The sequence below is a fragment of the Pseudomonas cichorii genome (assembly GCF_018343775.1).
In the GTDB taxonomy this organism is placed as follows: Bacteria; Pseudomonadota; Gammaproteobacteria; order Pseudomonadales; family Pseudomonadaceae; genus Aquipseudomonas; species Aquipseudomonas cichorii.
The window spans coordinates 2,840,664-2,857,720 of the sequence record NZ_CP074349.1 but is presented as its reverse complement, the minus strand read 5'-3'; the positions used below and the strand labels follow the sequence as shown (position 1 = coordinate 2,857,720).

12 protein-coding genes are annotated in these 17,057 nt (G+C 58.0%); 5 read left to right on the top strand and 7 right to left on the bottom strand.

The window, feature by feature from the left end; genetic code table 11:
• Positions 1 to 86: 86 nt before the first annotated feature.
• Positions 87 to 3,125: a D-2-hydroxyglutarate dehydrogenase YdiJ gene (gene ydiJ, locus KGD89_RS12535; RefSeq protein ID WP_025260125.1), complete on the bottom strand. Its 3,039-nt coding sequence runs from the start codon at positions 3,123 to 3,125 to the stop codon at positions 87 to 89.
• A gap of 168 nt (positions 3,126 to 3,293) precedes the next feature.
• Here ydiJ and KGD89_RS12530 point away from each other — a divergent pair, with 168 nt between their 5' ends.
• The 4 genes from KGD89_RS12530 to KGD89_RS12515 all read left to right on the top strand — a co-directional run bounded on the left by KGD89_RS12530 (position 3,294) and on the right by KGD89_RS12515 (position 7,855).
• A complete protein-coding gene (locus tag KGD89_RS12530; RefSeq protein WP_025260124.1) occupies positions 3,294 to 4,199 on the top strand; it encodes a LysR substrate-binding domain-containing protein in 906 nt (301 codons plus the stop codon).
• Positions 4,200 to 4,211: 12 nt separating this feature from the next.
• A complete protein-coding gene (locus tag KGD89_RS12525) occupies positions 4,212 to 5,108 on the top strand; it encodes a LysR substrate-binding domain-containing protein (protein WP_025260123.1) in 897 nt (298 codons plus the stop codon).
• A gap of 177 nt (positions 5,109 to 5,285) precedes the next feature.
• Positions 5,286 to 6,596, top strand: coding sequence for an MFS transporter (locus tag KGD89_RS12520; RefSeq protein ID WP_025260122.1), 1,311 nt, complete (start codon positions 5,286 to 5,288; stop codon positions 6,594 to 6,596).
• Positions 6,593 to 7,855, top strand: a complete 1,263-nt coding sequence (locus KGD89_RS12515) for a metal-dependent hydrolase family protein (protein WP_025260121.1) — start codon at positions 6,593 to 6,595, stop codon at positions 7,853 to 7,855. Before KGD89_RS12520 ends, KGD89_RS12515 begins: the two co-directional genes overlap by 4 nt.
• A 13-nt stretch (positions 7,856 to 7,868) precedes the next feature.
• Here KGD89_RS12515 and KGD89_RS12510 read toward each other — a convergent pair whose 3' ends face one another.
• The 5 genes from KGD89_RS12510 to KGD89_RS12490 form a co-directional block, all read right to left on the bottom strand.
• Positions 7,869 to 8,768, bottom strand: coding sequence for a polysaccharide deacetylase family protein (locus KGD89_RS12510; RefSeq protein ID WP_025260120.1), 900 nt, complete (start codon positions 8,766 to 8,768; stop codon positions 7,869 to 7,871).
• Between the two features lie 192 nt (positions 8,769 to 8,960).
• Entirely contained in the window at positions 8,961 to 9,812 is an 852-nt protein-coding gene (locus tag KGD89_RS12505) for an urea carboxylase-associated family protein (protein ID WP_025260119.1), read from the bottom strand.
• 100 nt (positions 9,813 to 9,912) lie between these two features.
• A complete protein-coding gene (locus KGD89_RS12500; protein ID WP_025260118.1) occupies positions 9,913 to 10,593 on the bottom strand; it encodes a hypothetical protein in 681 nt (226 codons plus the stop codon).
• Positions 10,594 to 10,996: 403 nt separating this feature from the next.
• Entirely contained in the window at positions 10,997 to 12,622 is a 1,626-nt protein-coding gene (locus KGD89_RS12495) for a methyl-accepting chemotaxis protein (protein WP_025260117.1), read from the bottom strand.
• A 236-nt stretch (positions 12,623 to 12,858) separates the two neighbouring features.
• Positions 12,859 to 13,938, bottom strand: a complete 1,080-nt coding sequence (locus KGD89_RS12490) for a polyamine ABC transporter substrate-binding protein (protein ID WP_025260116.1) — start codon at positions 13,936 to 13,938, stop codon at positions 12,859 to 12,861.
• A 335-nt stretch (positions 13,939 to 14,273) separates the two neighbouring features.
• On the opposite strand from KGD89_RS12490, the gene KGD89_RS12485 reads away from it, so the two are divergent.
• Complete coding sequence (locus KGD89_RS12485; RefSeq protein WP_025260115.1) at positions 14,274 to 14,531, top strand: DUF1652 domain-containing protein; 258 nt, start codon at positions 14,274 to 14,276, stop codon at positions 14,529 to 14,531.
• Positions 14,532 to 14,565: 34 nt separating this feature from the next.
• Here KGD89_RS12485 and KGD89_RS12480 read toward each other — a convergent pair whose 3' ends face one another.
• Positions 14,566 to 17,049, bottom strand: coding sequence for a UvrD-helicase domain-containing protein (locus KGD89_RS12480; protein WP_025260114.1), 2,484 nt, complete (start codon positions 17,047 to 17,049; stop codon positions 14,566 to 14,568).
• Positions 17,050 to 17,057: the final 8 nt, after the last annotated feature.

The window sequence follows — 17,057 nt, the reverse complement described above, 5'->3', positions numbered from 1 at the left end:
GAATTCATTCGCGAAGGGCCAGAACATCCCATACATATTTATGTGTATGGGAAGCCGTCTTCGCGGACAAGTCCGCTCCCAGAGTTTTATATATGAGCCAGCAATATCTGTAACGGATGCTGCACCACCTGCCCGTCCTGCCGCTTGACCTGGCTGCGACAGGAGTAACCATCGGCAACCAGTCGACCCTCGCCATTGTGGCGGGCCACCAACGGTTGCCAGGACTGGCTATAGATGGTGTCGGAGTGTTTGGCATTTCGGGTTTCGTGGCCGTAGGTGCCTGACATGCCGCAGCAACCGCTGGCCAGTACTTCAAGTTTCAGACCGGTACGAGCAAAGACTTTCTGCCACAGACCGACGCTGCCCGGTTCGTTGGTTTTCTCGGTGCAGTGCGGCAGGAAGTAATAGGTTTCGCCCGACTGAACCTGCCCGGACTCTTCCAGCTGCGCAGCCAGCCACTCTTGGGGCAGCAACACCGTGGGCACGTTTTCGCTGCCCAGTGTCTTGCTGTATTCCTGCCGGTAAACCAGCGTCATGGCCGGATCAAGCCCTACCAGCGGGATGCCATAAGCCTCAATTTTACGCAGCGATTGGCTGTTGAAACTGGCAGCCTTCTCGAAAGCCGCCAGGAAACCTTGCACTTGCAGCGGCTTGCCGTTTGGTGCAAATGGCGCGAGATAAACCTGATACCCCAGACGCGAAATCAGCTCCAGCCAGTCAGCCGCCAGATGAGTCTCGAAGTAACGAGTGAAAGCGTCCTGAACGAGGATCACCGTACGCTTGCGTTCCTGTTCAGACAGCGCGGCCAGACGCTCGGGCGTGGCAATGCCGACATTCCAGCGTGCGCAGGCGGCGCGGAAATCCATCAGGCTCAACAAGGGGCTGTCCACCATGCCCGCCACATGCTCAAGCAGATAGCGAACGGGCTTGGCCCCCATCATGGCGTTGTAGAGTTTCGGGAAGCGAGCCAGATACGGGATGCTGAATTCCAGCGAGCCGATCAGGTAGTCCTTCAGCGGGCGCAGGTAGCGGCTGTGGTACAGCTCCAGGAAACGCGAACGGAATTCCGGCACATTGACCTTGACCGGGCACTGCCCAGCACAGGATTTACAGGCCAGGCAACCGGCCATGGCGTCATAGACTTCATGGGAAAAGTCTTGCTGTCCGCGCAGCCTGCCCAAGGTGTTGGCGGTCTTGCTGACCAGACTCTTGATGACATTGGCCGAGCGGGCACGGGCGCTCGCGGTCAGCACATCCACATTCTGCTCACCCTGCAGGCGCAGCCACTCACGGACCAGAGAAGCCCTGCCCTTTGGCGAATGAATGCGGTTGCGGGTAGCTTTCCAGGACGGGCACATGGCGTCGTCGGCATCATAGTTGTAACAGGCGCCGTTGCCGTTACAGTGCACGGCACTTTCGTAGCTCTGCCAGACGCGCTCGTCGATACGACGGTCCAGATCGCCTCTCAACTGCACTTCGTCCACCAGCGTCAATCTGGCAGCAGGTACGGTTGCAGGAGTCGCGATCTTGCCGGGGTTGAGCTGATTGAACGGGTCGAAAGCAGCCTTGAGTGCCTGAAGCGCCGGGTAAAGCTCGCCGAAGTATTCCGGCACATATTGAGAGCGCAACCCCTTGCCATGCTCGCCCCAGAGCAGGCCACCGTAACGCTTGGTCAAGGCGGCAACAGCATCGGAGATCGGACGCACCAGCGCGGCCTGGGCCGGGTCTTTCATGTCGAGGATCGGCCGTACGTGCAGCACCCCGGCATCCACATGGCCAAACATGCCGTATTGCAGGTTGTAGCTGTCCAGCAGCGCGCGGAATTCCTGAATGTAATCGGCAAGGTTTTCAGGCGGCACAGCGGTGTCTTCGACAAAAGGCTGAGGCCTGGCTTCGCCTTTGACGTTGCCCAGCAGACCGACCGAACGCTTGCGCATGGCGTAGACACGATTGACCGCTGCGCTGCCCACCGCCAGCGTGTGGCCCAGTCGAACCACCGAGGTGTCGCTCTGCAAATGCTCGACGAAGGCATGGACCCGCTGCTCCACTTCGCTGGCTTCGTCGCCGCAGAACTCGATCAGGTTGATCCCCAGAGTCGGTGTATCCGGATCCTGAGGAAAGTATTCGGCCACGCCATGCCAGACGATGTCCTGCATGGCGAGCATCAGGACTTTTGAATCCACGGTTTCGATGGACAGCGGCTTGAGCGCCATGAGTGCCTTGGCGTCGCGCAGGGCATCCATGAAGCCGGCGTAGCGCACGTTGACCAGAATCGAATGCTTGGGGATCGGCAGCACATTGAGCTTGGCTTCGACGATAAAGCCCAGCGAACCTTCCGAACCGCACAGCACACTATTGAGATTGAAGCGGCCATCGGTCTCGCGCAAATGGGCAAGGTCGTAACCGGTCAGGCAACGATTGAGCGGCGGAAAGATATCCTTGATCAGTTGCGCCTGAGTATCGGCAATCTCGCGGGCGCAACGATAGGCATCCCCAGCCCGGTCGGTTCGCGCCTGCTCAGACTCCAGTTGATCGGCCACCATGGCCAGGCTGTGTATACGCGAACCGCCGAGCAGTACCGTCGACAGTTCAAGCACATGGTCGCGGGTCTTGCCGTAGGTGCAGCTACCCTGACCGCTGGCATCGGTATTGATCATGCCACCGACCGTTGCACGGTTGGAGGTGGACAGCTCCGGGGCGAAGAACAGGCCGTGGGGCTTGAGGGCAGCGTTGAGCTGATCCTTGACCACGCCGGTCTGCACCCGCACCCAGCGCTCCTCAACGTTGATTTCCAGAATCCGGTTCATGTGCCGCGAAAGGTCGACGACTACGCCATCGGTCAGAGATTGCCCGTTGGTACCGGTGCCGCCGCCCCGTGGCGTCAATACCACCTGCTTGTGCTCGGCACGTCCGGCCAGTCGCGCCAGGGTTTCGACATCGGCGCTGTCGAGGGGAAACACGGCGGCCTGGGGCAGGCGCTGATAGATCGAGTTATCGGTGGCCAGAACGGTTCGCGAGCCATGATCCCTTGCGATTTCGCCTCGAAAACCCTCCTGCGCCAGGGCATTGAGGAAACGGTCATAGTGATCGACCTGTTCGAGGGTCGGATTCAAGAGGGCAATCATGGTGGCTTCCTGACAGGCTAGGCTTTTTATATGCAAACTTTTATGGGCAAAGCACGTATGCTTCAGAGCGCTCTGAAACAGGGCTTCATCAACGGTTGACGTTGATTTTCAGGCTTCAGGGCCAAGAGCGCAAATGTAAAACCTGCCGTTTTTCCATGAGTTTTATGAATGAACCCGAGAAGACTCACGCCTTCGATGTCGTTGCTCATCGCTTTTGAAGCAGCGGCGCGCCATGTCAGCTTCACCAAGGCCGCCGATGAGCTGGCCCTGACCCAAAGCGCCGTCAGTCGCCAGGTGCAGGCCCTTGAAGCACAACTGGAAGTGGCGTTGTTCAAGCGTGATGGCCGACGTATCGAACTGACCACGGCGGGCGCACTGTATCAGCATGAACTGGCGGCAGCCCTTGGGCGAATCCGCAGTGCAACGCTGCAGACCATCGCCCACAAGTCCGAAGGCGGAACCCTGCACCTCGCCGTGCTGCCGACCTTCGGCTCAAAGTGGCTGCTGCCGCGCATGCATGACTTTTATGCCCGGCATCCGGGCCATGTGGTGCATATCCACTCACGCATCGTGCATGCCGACCTGATGCCTGCGGCCAGCGACATGAATGCGATCATCTGTGCAGGCACAGGCAATTGGCCGGGCTATATCGCCCATCCGCTGATTGCGGAAAAACTGGTGCTTATCGCCAGCCCTTCAGCGCTTGTCGGCCATGAGTCCATGACGCCGGGGCAGATTGCCCAGCAATCACTGCTGAGCGTGGTTTCGCGCCCCAATACATGGTCCGACTGGTTCGACAGAAACCAACTCGACCACCACATCATGCGCCCCGGCCCGAGTTTCGAGCTGACCGCACACCTGATCCAGGCCGTGGCAGCGGGTATTGGTGTGGCGCTGGTGCCGCGCATTCTGGTGCAGGACGAAATCAGCAGCGGCGAACTGGTGACGCTGTTCGACCCCATGGACAGCGGCCGCAATTACTATCTGGTGTATGCCACGCGCTTCCAGAACCTGCCGTCGCTCTGCGTGTTCAGGGACTGGCTGCTGTCGACACCCTTTCCCGATGGTTTTTAATACGGAGCCTCTGTGCGTATAGAACCCCTTCCGCCACTACAAAACCTGATCGCCTTTGAAGCCACGGTTCGACATGGCAGTTTCACCCGGGCTGCCGCCGAGCTGCACCTGACACAAAGTGCAATCAGCCGGCAGGTCGCGCAACTGGAGGACTTCCTGGGCCGGGCGTTGTTTCGTCGCGAACACAAGCGCATTCACCTGACGATCGCGGGCCAGATCTATGCCGAAGAAATTCATCGGATCCTGACTCAATGCGCCGAAGCCACCGCCCAGGTCATCACCCACAGCGGCGAACAGCAATTGACGCTGGCCTGCTCCAGCGGCGTGGCAGCGCTATGGCTGGGTCCGTTACTGGGTCGCTACAAGGACGAATTCCCGGCGGTGGACATACGCCTGCGGGTGGTCGATGGGCTGGATTCTCTGATCCGGGCCGAGTTCGACCTGGCGCTGTACTTCCTGCGTGAAAAATCCCCTCCCGGCCTGGATGGCCGCCTGCTATTTGCCGAATCGGTGAATGCCTATTGCTCACCGGGTTATCTGGACGGGCAGACGCTTGAGCCGGTGCAACTGCTCGACCACTGCCTGCTGATGCTCGAAGACGGCCAGCGCCAATGGCTGTCCTGGAACGACTGGTTCGGTCGCCAGGGCGTGGACGCTTCGCTGATCCACCAGCGCATGACCGTGAACCTCTATCCGGTACTCGTGGATCTGGCCATCGCCGGCCACGGCATTGTGCTGGGCTGGCGCCCGATGATTGATCGCCATGTGAAATCCGGCGCTCTGGTCCCTGCATGCAACGCGGATATCGGCGCCATCGGCGGCTATTACCTGCTCACCCCCAGCGGCAAGATGCCAAGACGTGCTGCCCGAGCCTTCGAGAAATGGCTGAGCAATGAGATTGCCAACTGACTTGCATGCGCCACACGCATGCAAACCTGCGTAATGATCGCTTTCTCAAATTCAGGCTGCAGCCTAATCTCGAACGCAACCGGGCATCAGATCCGAATAATGTTTCAACTTTTCAACTCTGCCCCTCTATAAATGCAGGGTTGTTTCCTGCATGTTTTGCATGCAGGAGTCAAAAAAGTGAGCACAGAACAAACATCTCCATCACGCACTCACAACCAAAAGGCGCGCCGTGCGGTTATCGCTACGGTCATCGGCAATGGCCTGGAATGGTTCGACTTCACGGTCTACAGCTTCTTTTCCGTCATCATCGCCAAGGTGTTCTTCCCCACCGGCAATGAACTGACTTCCTACCTTCTGGCCCTGGCCACCTTCGGCGTCGGCTTTTTCATGCGCCCGGTGGGTGGCATCGTGCTGGGTATCTATGGCGACAAGCACGGGCGCAAGGCAGCACTCTCGCTGACCATCCTGCTCATGGCCCTTGGCACACTGATCATCGCCATCACTCCCAGTTATGCGCAGATAGGCCTGATGGCTCCGGTACTGATCGTGCTGGCGCGCCTGCTGCAAGGTTTCTCGGCGGGCGGCGAGATGGGCAGCGCCACGGCATTTCTGACCGAACACGCCCCCGAAGGCAAGAAAGCCTTCTACTCCAGCTGGATTCAAGCCAGCATTGGCGTGGCCGTATTACTCGGCTCCGCGCTGGGTGCTTTCCTGTCCAGTTACCTGACCCAGGCGCAACTGGAAAGCTGGGGCTGGCGCGTGCCATTTCTGATCGGCACCCTGATCGGCCCGGTTGGCTTCTATATTCGAAGCCGCGTCGATGAAACGCCGGTCTACAAGACCAGCAAGACTGTCGAATCGCCCTTGCGTGAAGTCTTGCGCACCTATCCGCGCCAGACCCTGATCAGTTTCTCGCTGGTCGTGCTCTGGACAGTCTGCACCTACGCCGTCCTGTTTTACATTCCCTCTTATGCTCAGCGGGTCCTCGGCCTGCCTTCATGGATGGGATTCAGCGCCGGGATGATGGGCGGCGCAGTACTGATCGTGACCACGCCTATCGTCGGTGCCCTTGCTGACCGCTATGGTCGTCGCCCTTGGCTCCTCGGCTCGGCAGTGGCCATTTTCTTCAGCGCCTACCCGATGTTTCTTTTCATCAACCAGATGCCGGGGCTGTTTTCGCTGCTGGTATTTGAAGTGGTGCTCGGCCTGCTGATTTCGGGTTACATCGGCTCGATCCTCGCCGCCTTCGGCGAGCTGCTACCAAGCCACGTGCTCTCGACCGGCTTGTCGGTGGCCTACAACTTCGCCGTAACGATCTTCGGCGGTTTCGCCACGTTCACCATCACCTGGCTGATCGCCTCGACTGGCAGCAACGTGGCCCCCGCGTTCTACATCATGTTTGCAGCAATCATCAGCGGCGTGGGCGCGATGCTCTATCGCGACAGAGAACCTGTGTCACGCCTTCCTCTGACTGGAGCCTATCAATGAATACCCCTGACTCTTCAACGCTGATCCTGCGCAACGGGCGTTTGCTCGACCTGCAACAGGGTCAATTGATCGACGGCCAGGAAGTCGTGATCGAGGGTGAGCGCATTGTCACCGTACGCCCTGCTGGCGAACCCGCCGAAGCTGGGGCCAAAGTTATCGATCTGGGCGGCAAGACCCTGATGCCCGGCCTCATCGACTGTCATGTTCATGTTCTGGCCTCCAGTGCCAACCTGGGTTTCAATGCCCTGCAACCCAACGCAATCATCATGTACCGCGCCCTGCCGATTCTGGCAGCCATGCTGCAACGTGGCTTCACCACGGTGCGCGATGCCGGTGGTGCCGATTGGGCGCTGGCTCGGTCCATCCAGATGGGGCTGATTCCCGGGCCGAAGATCTTTGCTTCGGGCAAGGCCTTGTCGCAGACAGGCGGCCACGGCGACATGCGCGCCCGCGGCGACCTTTTGACGAGTGAGCCCTGCTCCTGCTGCTTCCGCGCCGGGGCCATCGCCCGGGTAGTGGACGGTGTCGACAATGTGCGTCTGGCGGTTCGTGAAGAGCTGCAACAAGGCGCGAACCAGATAAAGATCATGGCTTCAGGTGGCGTCTCTTCACCCACCGACCCGATTGCCAATACCCAATACAGCGAAGCCGAAATCCGCGCCATCGTCGACGAAGCCGCAGCCGCCAATACCTACGTGATGGCTCACGCCTACACGGCTCGGGCCATTCGCCGTGCCATCGAATGCGGCGTGCGCACCATTGAGCACGGCAACCTGGTGGATGCCGACACCGCCCGCCTGATGGCTGAAAAAGGCGCTTTTGCAGTACCGACTCAAGTCACCTATGAAATGCTCGCCCAGTACGGCGAACGTTTCGGACTCCCAGCAGATTCGGTGGCCAAGATCGAAGACGTGCGTCAGGCCGGACGCAATGCCCTGCTGCTGTTCGCCGAAGCGGGCGTACCCATGGGCTACGGCTCGGACCTGCTCGGTGAAATGCATGAATACCAGAGCCACGAACTGAAGATCCGTGCCGAATTACTGGGCAATCTTGCGGCCCTGCGCAGCGCCACCAGCGTGGCGGCGCAGATCCTTCAGCGCGAGGGCGAACTGGGCTGCATCGCCGCAGGCGCACAGGCCGACCTGTTGGTGGTGGACGGTGATCCGCTCACTGACATTGACTGCCTCGTGGGCCAGGGCGAACACCTGGCGATGATCTTCCAGAATGGTCATATCCGGAAAAATACGCTGGAGCAGTGACCGGTTACAGAACCTAGTGCGAGTTTTGATCCCAGAGCCAGTTCCATATACCCGGCAAACGCACGCTCTCATCACGGCTCTTGACCGTACGAGCCAGCGCAGCGCGCTTCAACTGCGCACTGTCGTCGTAGAAAGGCTTTTGATCCAGGGCCACGCCGGTTTCACGGGCGCTATCGATCAGGATCTGCAGGTATTCCCGAGCATGCCGGGCGGTGTAGCGATTCAGATCATGAAACGTGACCACCACCGGTATGACGCCCTCGATGGAGGGCAGCTCGCCTGCGGCGATGCGCTCGCGCACTTCCGATAGCTGCCGGACCATATTGGATCGACGGCGCAGGCTGAAGTTGTAACCCCATATCTTGCCGTCATTGGCACTCAGGTCAGTCAGCAGCACATGCAGGCCATGCTGCTGATAGGCCGCGAAGGTGCGCTTGTCGTAGTTCCAGAATGGCGGACGCAGCAAGACCGTCGGCGTGCCCGTGATGCCGGCGATGATTCCACTGCCTTGCGTCAGGGATTGCTCAAGCTCTTCAGGGTTCAGCGAGCGGTGATTGGTGTGGTGCGGGGTGCTGGTATGAAAGCCCAGCACATGCCCTTCGGCATGTTGGCGCTGCATGATCGCTCGGCCCTGCTCACTGCCGCCTGCGCCACTTGCACCGGTCTGGACGAAGAAAACAGCCTTGATATCCGGCTGCACGGGGTTAGTGGCCAGGCTGTCCAGCACCGTGAGCGTCGGATTGTAAAAGCTTGATGCGCTGGGCCCGTCATCGAATGTCAGCAGAAACCGAACCGGTGGCTGCTGATGCAGGCGCTCGACCGTCTGTGGCGTCAGGGGAACAGGGTTGGCGATGCAGCCCGAAAGGCCGAGCGCGACAACCAGCACCGCCAGGGTACGAAAAACAGGGCACATGAGTAGGTTCTAATCCGGATAGCCAGCGGTGATGCCCTTTTCGGGCCCGGCCATTCCTCCGTGATCGGCTCATGCGCGGGCATTCGCGCCCTGCGCGCCCCTGTACTGCGCTGAGGTAAACACAGGGGTTCACACATTATCCGGGCTCGGACAGTAAAGCCATGGGCAAACGATGAACTTGATGGCCGGTTGCTACTTCTCCCATTCTGCCGGTGAAATCTTCAACCCGTGCAAACCGTCGTAACTGGCCCGCCGAGGCGACGTCCAGCCCTCCAGCAGCGAGTCATCAAGGTTGTAGATTTCCACACCCAAGGGACGACAGACAGACAGCGGATCCTGAGCGTCCGGCCCCCACATGGGCAATGACAGGTCACCGCCTGGGCACGTGGACAAGGCGCACAGCAAGTCGATTTCCGCGAAGAATTCCAGGTAATCGCCCTGACGGGCCGGGCAGGCTTTCATGAAATACATGTCGTCATGATTGAGGCCGGTGCACTGGAAGATATTCAGCACGTCATGGACATCGAATTCGGTCAGGCCGTGGGGCAACACTGCGCGGGTCAGGTTCGAGTGGCAGTGATGGTGAAAATCTTCGCCGGTCAGCATCTTGTTGACGTAAGGGTCGCAGCGGGTGCCAAGCAGATCATGCAGACGGCCGCCGTGCTCGTCGATGCCGTAACTGGCCAGGCTGTCGTCGGTGATGGTCACCATGGGCCGCAGGAATGGCAGGTTCGACCAGAGCCTGTCGTGAGTCGTGACATGAGCCCCCTGCAACTGGCGAGTACGTGCTGCCCAGAGGCGCTCACGAGGATCGTCGGCATTCCAGACATTGAAATCGCCGACCTGCGGGCCGATCGGAGTGGTGACTCGAAACACCTGCCCCGCCTTGACCTTCCAGGCCCGCCCGGTACGAATCGGCACCTCGAATGTCTCAATCAGCGTGCGCTGTCCGGTACTGGCGCGTATACGCTCGTAAAACGCCTTGTCTACCTGCAGCGCAGCGCCTTTGCTGACCTGATAAGCGGCGGGGTAATCCTTGTACATGCGCTGTTCCTCGACCGTGGGCAATGGCCACAGATAACAGACTTCCCCGACAGATCGTCAAGCCTGCATGACGTGGGCAGACATGAATGGACGGTTTCGATCAGGTCGGACAGGAAACCGTGCCGTTATCGAGGCCCTGCTTGTGGTTCTCGTAATCCAGCGTGGCCTTGCCGTTGACCCATTTCAGGGTAATCACCAGCACCGAGTCGAAGTCATCGCCTGTCCAGTCATCCACCAGCTTCACTTTCTGGCCCGAGGCTTCCTGGGCCACCTTGTTGATCAGCTCAGGCAGGTAACCGTGAGACCATGCCGTGTAGATGGTCGAGTTGTGATACTTGTCGTGCATCAACTCATCGGCCAGGGCGCCGGTGTCATTGGCACCAAAGTCGATATTGACCGGCAGGCCTAACTTGATTGCGCTGGGTCCGACTGTCATCAAGGGTCGCAGATAGCTGTAGGACAGATCACCCTCACCCTCTTCCACATGACGACTCGGGTTGGCGGCAAAGATGAAGTCGGCCTTGCCATAGGTCCTTGGCAACAGCTCGGACAAATCGATGGCCCGATTCAGGCCCTGGCAATTCAATTGCCCCAGGCCCATGGAAGGCTTCTCTGCATGGCGCAGGAATACGAGGGTTTGCGTGCCGTTTTTCGGTTCGGCATGCACCCCGCGGCCGATAGAGAGCCAGAAGGCCGCGCAGAAAACCAACAAGGCAGGAAAAAGAAACCAGGCGTAACGGCGATAGACGCGGCTTATTGATGAGAGTTTTGACATATTCATGGTATGGAGTCCGGCACGTGTTTATGTAAATTCAGCGTGTCGCTGATGCGAATATGCCAGCCATGAGCGGGTTCGCAGCCCCCAGGAAATCCTTTGTGGATCAGTCGAATACGTACCCTTGATCACGCTTAAAGACTAATACCGTTATGTTGCGATATGAAGAATTCGGATGGTAGGAGTCCAAAAAAGCCTTCTTGTTGCATTCGGCAGGCAAAAACAGACAAAACACGAGAGAAAATATCGCCAAAAAAGGCTCTATGACGAGCTTTAAAAGCTCATTAATCAGGGTAACAGGAGGGGTTATTGCGATAAATCAGCGAATGTTGGCAAAAAAATTGAGAATGATATTTTGTTTCAAAAATTGGCGTGAGTGGGAAGCGGCTTGCCGCCTCCCACTCCAGTTTCAGATCACGAATCGACCCACCATCGTATTGAGGCCCACCGCCAGTCGTGACAGCTCGTGGCTGGCAGCGCTGGTCTGATTGGCACCTGCGGCGGACTGGTTGGCCAGGTCACGGATATTCACCAGGTTGCGGTCAACTTCCCGGGAAACCTGAGCCTGTTCTTCCGAAGCACTGGCAATCACCAGATTGCGCTCGTTGATCTGCGAGATGGCATCGGTGATCCGCTCCAGAGCATCGCCTGCGGCCTGAGCCAGGTCCAGCGTGACTCGGGTACGGCCGGTATTGAGGGTCATGGACTCCACCGCCTGCCCAGTGCCGCTCTGGATGCCTGCCACCATCTGCTCGATTTCCCGGGTCGACTGGGCGGTACGATGCGCCAGCGCCCGCACTTCGTCTGCCACGACCGCAAACCCTCTACCCGCCTCGCCTGCACGTGCGGCTTCGATGGCAGCGTTGAGTGCCAGCAGGTTGGTCTGCTCGGCGATGCCACGAATCACATCCAGCACTTTGCCGATCTCACGTCCCTGAGTGGCCAGCCCTTCGACCAAACTGGAAGCGCTCTGTACGTCCTGGGTCATGACCTGGATCGCCTTGACCGTTTCCACCACCTTGTCCCGCCCCTGACGCGCCGTTTCATTGGATTGCTGCGAGGCTTGCGAGGTGGATACAGCGTTGCGTGCTACCTCTTCCACGGCAGCGGTCATCTGGTTGACGGCGGTGGCCGCTTGTTCAAGCTCATCATTCTGCTGTTGCAGCCCGCGGGAGGACTCTTCAGTGACCGCGCTCAGCTCTTCAGCCGCCGAAGCCAGTTGAGTTGCAGAACCTGAAATCTGTTCGATGGTCTTGCGCAGGTTCTGCTGCATCACTACCAGGGCTTCCAGCAGACGTGCAGGTTCGTCATTGCCGTCTACTTCGATATGCCGGGTCAGGTTGCCGTCGGAGATTTCCTGCGCAGCACGTACTGCTCTGGACAATGGCATGACAATACTGCGCGTTAACAACCAGGCCAGAAGAACCGTCAAGGCCGCCGCCAGCACCGAAACAAAAATGATTGCGGTATTGGCATTATCAAAATGCATGCTTGAAAGTTCGGAAGCATCCAGGGCCGACTTTTTATTGATCGTGATCAATTGATCAAGTTGCGAAGCGATCAAATCCGTACTGGTTTTCATCTTTGTGTTGACCAGTGTCTTCAACGCTTCAAGATCATTACTGCGCGACAGCGTTATTGCAGTTTGTTGTATATCCAGGTATTCGGCCAACGACACTTGAAACTTTCTGTAGGTGTCTTTTTCCTCACCGTCCGCTGGCAAGGCTGCATAACTGGATTCGGCTTTCTTGAGTTTTTGAGTCAACAGCTGGGCACGGCTTTCGGTGTCCTGTATCTGCTCGGGCTCCCGGTTGATCAGGTACCTGAACGACATGATGCGTAACAGCAGCAGGTTCTCGTCCACTTCACCCAGGTAGCCGATGCTGGGCAGCATGTTGGTTTCCAGGTCCGTGGTGGCCTGGCGAATGATCGACATGCGGTTGAGTGCGAAAATGCCCAGCCCTATTACCAGAACGGCAATAAAGGCAAAGCCCAGAAAAGCACGAGGCGCAATATTGATGCTTCGTAGTGACATGGAATCATTCTCTTGGGAGGTACAACACGATGCGATCCATGCATCACGAAACGAGAGAGTCAGAACCCTCGCCAATTAGAGGGGCGACAGCATAAAAGCCATCCCCCATAAACCGGTTATCGGTCGCACTTGAGAATAAATGGAGTCAAAAACAGGAAATCTTTTCTGACGTCAAAGTGACGACTTTCAGTTGCACTTCACTGATACTTCCCAACTGGAAAGTTGCCCCGTCCTATTCAATTTCCTGATTTGGTGCGGGCCCAGATACGTGTGCGCAACGCTTCGGTTTTCATCTCGACCGGCTCAAGCACGAACATCCGGCTGAGCATCTCGGCATTGGGGTAAACGCTGGTGTCAGCCCAAAGAGCCGGGTCGATCAATGCATCGGCTTTTTCATTGCCATTGGCATATTTGACCTCGTTGGTGATGTGGGCCATCACTTCCGGACGCAACAGGTAATTCATGAAGGCATAGCCAGCCTTTTCATTGGGAGCATCGATGGGCATGGCAACCATGTCGAACCACATCGGCGCGCCCTCCCTGGGGACGGTGTAACCGATTTTTATGCCGTTATCAGCTTTATCTGCGCGCTCCTGGGCCTGAGCCATATCACCGGAAAAACCCAATGTCATGCAGATCTTGCCGCTGCCCAGATCCTCGATGTACTTGACCGAGTCGAAGTACAGAACATAGGGACGAATGGCAGCCAGTGCAGCCTCGACCTTTGCATAGTCTTCAGGTTGCTCGCTGTGGGGAGGCAGTTCCAGATAGTTCAAGACGATCGGAAGCACTTGCGCAGCGTTATCCAGGATCGCAACACCACACTGGGCAAGCTTTTGCATATTCTCCGGCTTCAGGATGAGGTCCCAGGAGTCCAGCGGCGTGTCGTCGCCCAGTACAGACTTGACCTTGTCCACGTTGTAACCGATGCCGGTGCTGCCCCACAGATAGGGAAACCCATGCTGATTACCGGGATCGTTGACCTCCAGCGCCTTGAGCAGGACCGGGTTCAGATTCTTCCAGTTGGGTAGCTGATGCTTGTCGAGCACCTTCAAGGCGCCCTTGTCGATCTGCCGCGCCATGAAATGCACCGACGGCACCACGATGTCATAACCCGAGTGACGGGCCATGAGTCTGGCATTGAGGGCTTCATTGGTTTCGTAGGTCTGGTAATCGGGCTTGATACCGGTCGCCGCCTGAAAGTTCTTCAGGGTGTCGGACGCGATGTAGTCGGTCCAGTTGTAGATATTGACCCTGTCTGCTGCATGACTGGTGGAGACCAGCAACATCAGCGCAGCAACGGATTTACTCAGCATTCTTCAACTCCATGGGTCAATGAAACCAGCTTGCCCTATCCATCGGGCACACCTCAATACTTGAAGCAAACAGCTCGCAGGATCAAACGTTTTTGACGTACATCAAATTATTTGAAAAATTCGACTGGCGCCTGAAAATATTTTCCAGCTGTGTGCAGGCAGGTGCTATTTTTAGGTCTCGTCAGACCGTTCAGATCATCCCGCTGGAAAGCAGTACGATCATTCAGGATTGTTAACTGTTTGGTCACTTCGGCTTTTATCGGTCGCATCTCGACTGGTCTCCCTACCCATTGGGGCCGAAGGAATTGCTCGATTGAATCAGGTGGGCCGCTTCCATGACCAAAGTCACGTTCCCCAATGCATGCCAACTGATGCGCTGGCACTTTCATCCGGTTGGCTTTGAAGCCACCATGGATGCCCCCAGCAGCATGATTGCCCGCCTGTTCGACCGGGCCAGCGGTGAAACGGTAGTGGCGATTGCCGGCCTGCCCTGCGCAACAGTCATGAACGCCACCGACGTAGAGCGGATCATCGAGGCCATCGAAGCCGAGATGGAACTGTTCGGCAGCAATCAACTGGCTGGCTTCCTGTAAAACAGACGGGAGCCTTCAGCTCCCACCCACTCATTCATCGATTCTTGCGCAGGTCTTTGAAAAAAGGCTTGTCCTGGGCAACCCTGTCCGATGCCTTGGGCACCTTGATAGGGTCGTTCCCCGCAGAGCTTTCATCGATGTACCAGTAGCAATGGCGTACCGCACGAGTGATGGCCACATAGGCCAGACGCAGGACTTCGTCCTGCTGGGCACTGTCGAACGACTGCGAATCTGCGGCATCACCAAGACCGGCCAGGCGATAGACCTGATTCTTGTAGGGCGACAGCGTCGAGTGCTGACAATCCCCTAGCAGGAATACCGCATCGGCCTGCAGTCCCTTTGAGCTGTGATAGGTCAGCATCCTGATTCGCCGTGCCTGCGGCCCCATGGCCGCATCGGCATGGATCAGGGATTTCAACTGCTCGGAAATCATGGCCTTCTCACTGCTCTTTCGATACAGCAGCAGGATCGAGTCACCGGCGTTGTAGTGCTCGGCCACACGCTCGGCCAGCTCATTGTCATCGCGGTTCAGCACCGTTATCGGCACCAGTTCCTGAACAGCGCCGCTGGCCTTGGCCTTCTTGCCCGCAATGGCAGGAGCAGCGCGCACGATATGCTCGGCGGCATCGATAATGTGCTGATGGCTGCGAAAGTTATCGCTGAGCATGACCTTGGTGGTCGCGGGCGATGAGAACTCCTTGGGAAACTCCATGAAGTAGTGTGGCGAGCTGCCTCGCCAGCCATAGATGGACTGCCAGTCATCACCCACACACAGCAACGATGAATGCCGGGCCACGCGACCGGTGTGCATGGCCGGGCCACGGCGTCGGATTTCCTGCAGGCTGGCCCTTATCCAGGACACGATCTGCGGTGAGACATCCTGGAACTCATCGATCATCAGGTGTGCCAGAGGCCTGAGCACTTCATCGCTGACCTGGCGCAGGTTTTCCGGTGATGTTTCGCCAAACAGGGCGAACATCCGGTTGTAGGTCATGATCGGTGGCTTCTGATCCAGCAGATGGTTCTCAAGGGCCTTCCAGAACAGGCTCAAACCCTCGAAGAAAAACCGGTCAGGGTCATTGCTGGCAAAACTCATTTCAGCCACGGCAGAGGGCACATCGAGGCCAAGGTTCTCGATAAAGCTGGCAGCCATGACAAAACAATCCAGCAGCGGTGCAGCGCCCAGCTCACCCTTGACCCGGTAATCGAACCCCGGCCCCGCTACGGCCGATCCGGCCAGGGACTGCAGCACCTTGCCAGCCGCTTCGTAGTTCTCGAACCAGATCAACGGTTTGCGGCAGAAAGCTTGAAACAGTGTGCGTTTGATGACCCATTCGGCCCAGACCGGAAGCTTGGCGCCGGGGCGTTTCATCTGCTGGTCTTCGCTGGAGTCGAGCCCCAGCACAACCCAGGCATCCAGCTCGGCGATATAGCCGTGAACGTGAAAGGCAAAGCCATTGATTTCAATGGTCTGGCGCATGGGCTCAATGCCTTTTACAGGCCAGGCCTTTGCCCGTATCCACAGGTCTTCGATGATGTCGCACAGTTCTTCATCGCGCTTGGACGACAGCTCGGTCACGGTGATGCGCTTTTGCACATCCGGATGATCGCGATCCAGTTCCTTGAGTTGCAGCGCATGGCGGTACAGCGGCGCAATCACCTCGCGAAAGCGTTCGCTGCTGGCATAGAGGTCGCGATAGCACAGGTTCAATTGCTGACGCTGGGCGTCGTTGATGCGCAGATCGAACGGGTTACTGTCAGCCTCATCCCCAGAGGCCGACGTATTGCCCAGATTCTCGAAAGCGCGCAGTTGCTCGAAGCCCGGCAGGCTGCGAACCAGAGGCAGGATTCGCGAGTGGAAGGTGCGAACCAGATCCCGGGCCTGCTTGTGGCTCAGGGTATGCCCCCACAAAGCCATTATCTCGATCAGCTTGCCGATGAAGTCCTTGCGCGACTCGCGGGTGAACGTCACCACGGTCATGGCTTCCAGCTCGAACCCCAGGTAGTGGTGAAGCAACAACACCCGCAGCACCAGCGATGTGGACTTGCCCGCCCCAGCACCCGCAATCACGTAGGTGGAAGGCGTATCGCTGAAAATCATTTTCCACTGCGCCGGGGTGGGCTGGGCATGGGGCGGCAGCTTTTGCGCCACATCAGCCTTGATACGCTTTTTCAGTTCTGGGGTCAGACCCAGACGCCAGTCATCGAACAGATGATCATCGACTTTCGGTCCGCGATGTTCACTGGGACGGGTATCGCGAATCAAAAGGACATTACGCCCTTGCTCCAACCCATCCAGTCGACCTTCGGCGTAGCCCTCGTTCACGCCCTCGATATGCCCACTCAGAAACCCGTCGGCATGCCCCTGAAACCACGAAGGCCTGTGCTGCGCGCCAAGCCCCGTCAGACCACGCCCCATCAGGCGTGACAACAGGCGCTTGAACAGCGGCAGGCGCTCGGGCGGATTGAGTTCGATATCCAGATCAGGAGGAAGAGCAGAAGGCAGATCGTCAGGCACGCAGGCTC

What these genes read in the sequence shown, in the direction of transcription:
- KGD89_RS12515 (WP_025260121.1), top strand. Translation starts at nt 6,593, where the DNA reads ATGAATACCCCTGACTCTTCAACGCTGATCCTGCGCAACGGGCGTTTG.
- KGD89_RS12485 (WP_025260115.1), top strand. Translation starts at nt 14,274, where the DNA reads ATGACCAAAGTCACGTTCCCCAATGCATGCCAACTGATGCGCTGGCAC.
- ydiJ (WP_025260125.1), bottom strand. Translation starts at nt 3,125, where the DNA reads ATGATTGCCCTCTTGAATCCGACCCTCGAACAGGTCGATCACTATGAC.
- KGD89_RS12495 (WP_025260117.1), bottom strand. Translation starts at nt 12,622, where the DNA reads ATGTCACTACGAAGCATCAATATTGCGCCTCGTGCTTTTCTGGGCTTT.
- KGD89_RS12510 (WP_025260120.1), bottom strand. Translation starts at nt 8,768, where the DNA reads ATGTGCCCTGTTTTTCGTACCCTGGCGGTGCTGGTTGTCGCGCTCGGC.
- KGD89_RS12490 (WP_025260116.1), bottom strand. Translation starts at nt 13,938, where the DNA reads ATGCTGAGTAAATCCGTTGCTGCGCTGATGTTGCTGGTCTCCACCAGT.
- KGD89_RS12505 (WP_025260119.1), bottom strand. Translation starts at nt 9,812, where the DNA reads ATGTACAAGGATTACCCCGCCGCTTATCAGGTCAGCAAAGGCGCTGCG.
- KGD89_RS12500 (WP_025260118.1), bottom strand. Translation starts at nt 10,593, where the DNA reads ATGAATATGTCAAAACTCTCATCAATAAGCCGCGTCTATCGCCGTTAC.
- KGD89_RS12530 (WP_025260124.1), top strand. Translation starts at nt 3,294, where the DNA reads ATGAACCCGAGAAGACTCACGCCTTCGATGTCGTTGCTCATCGCTTTT.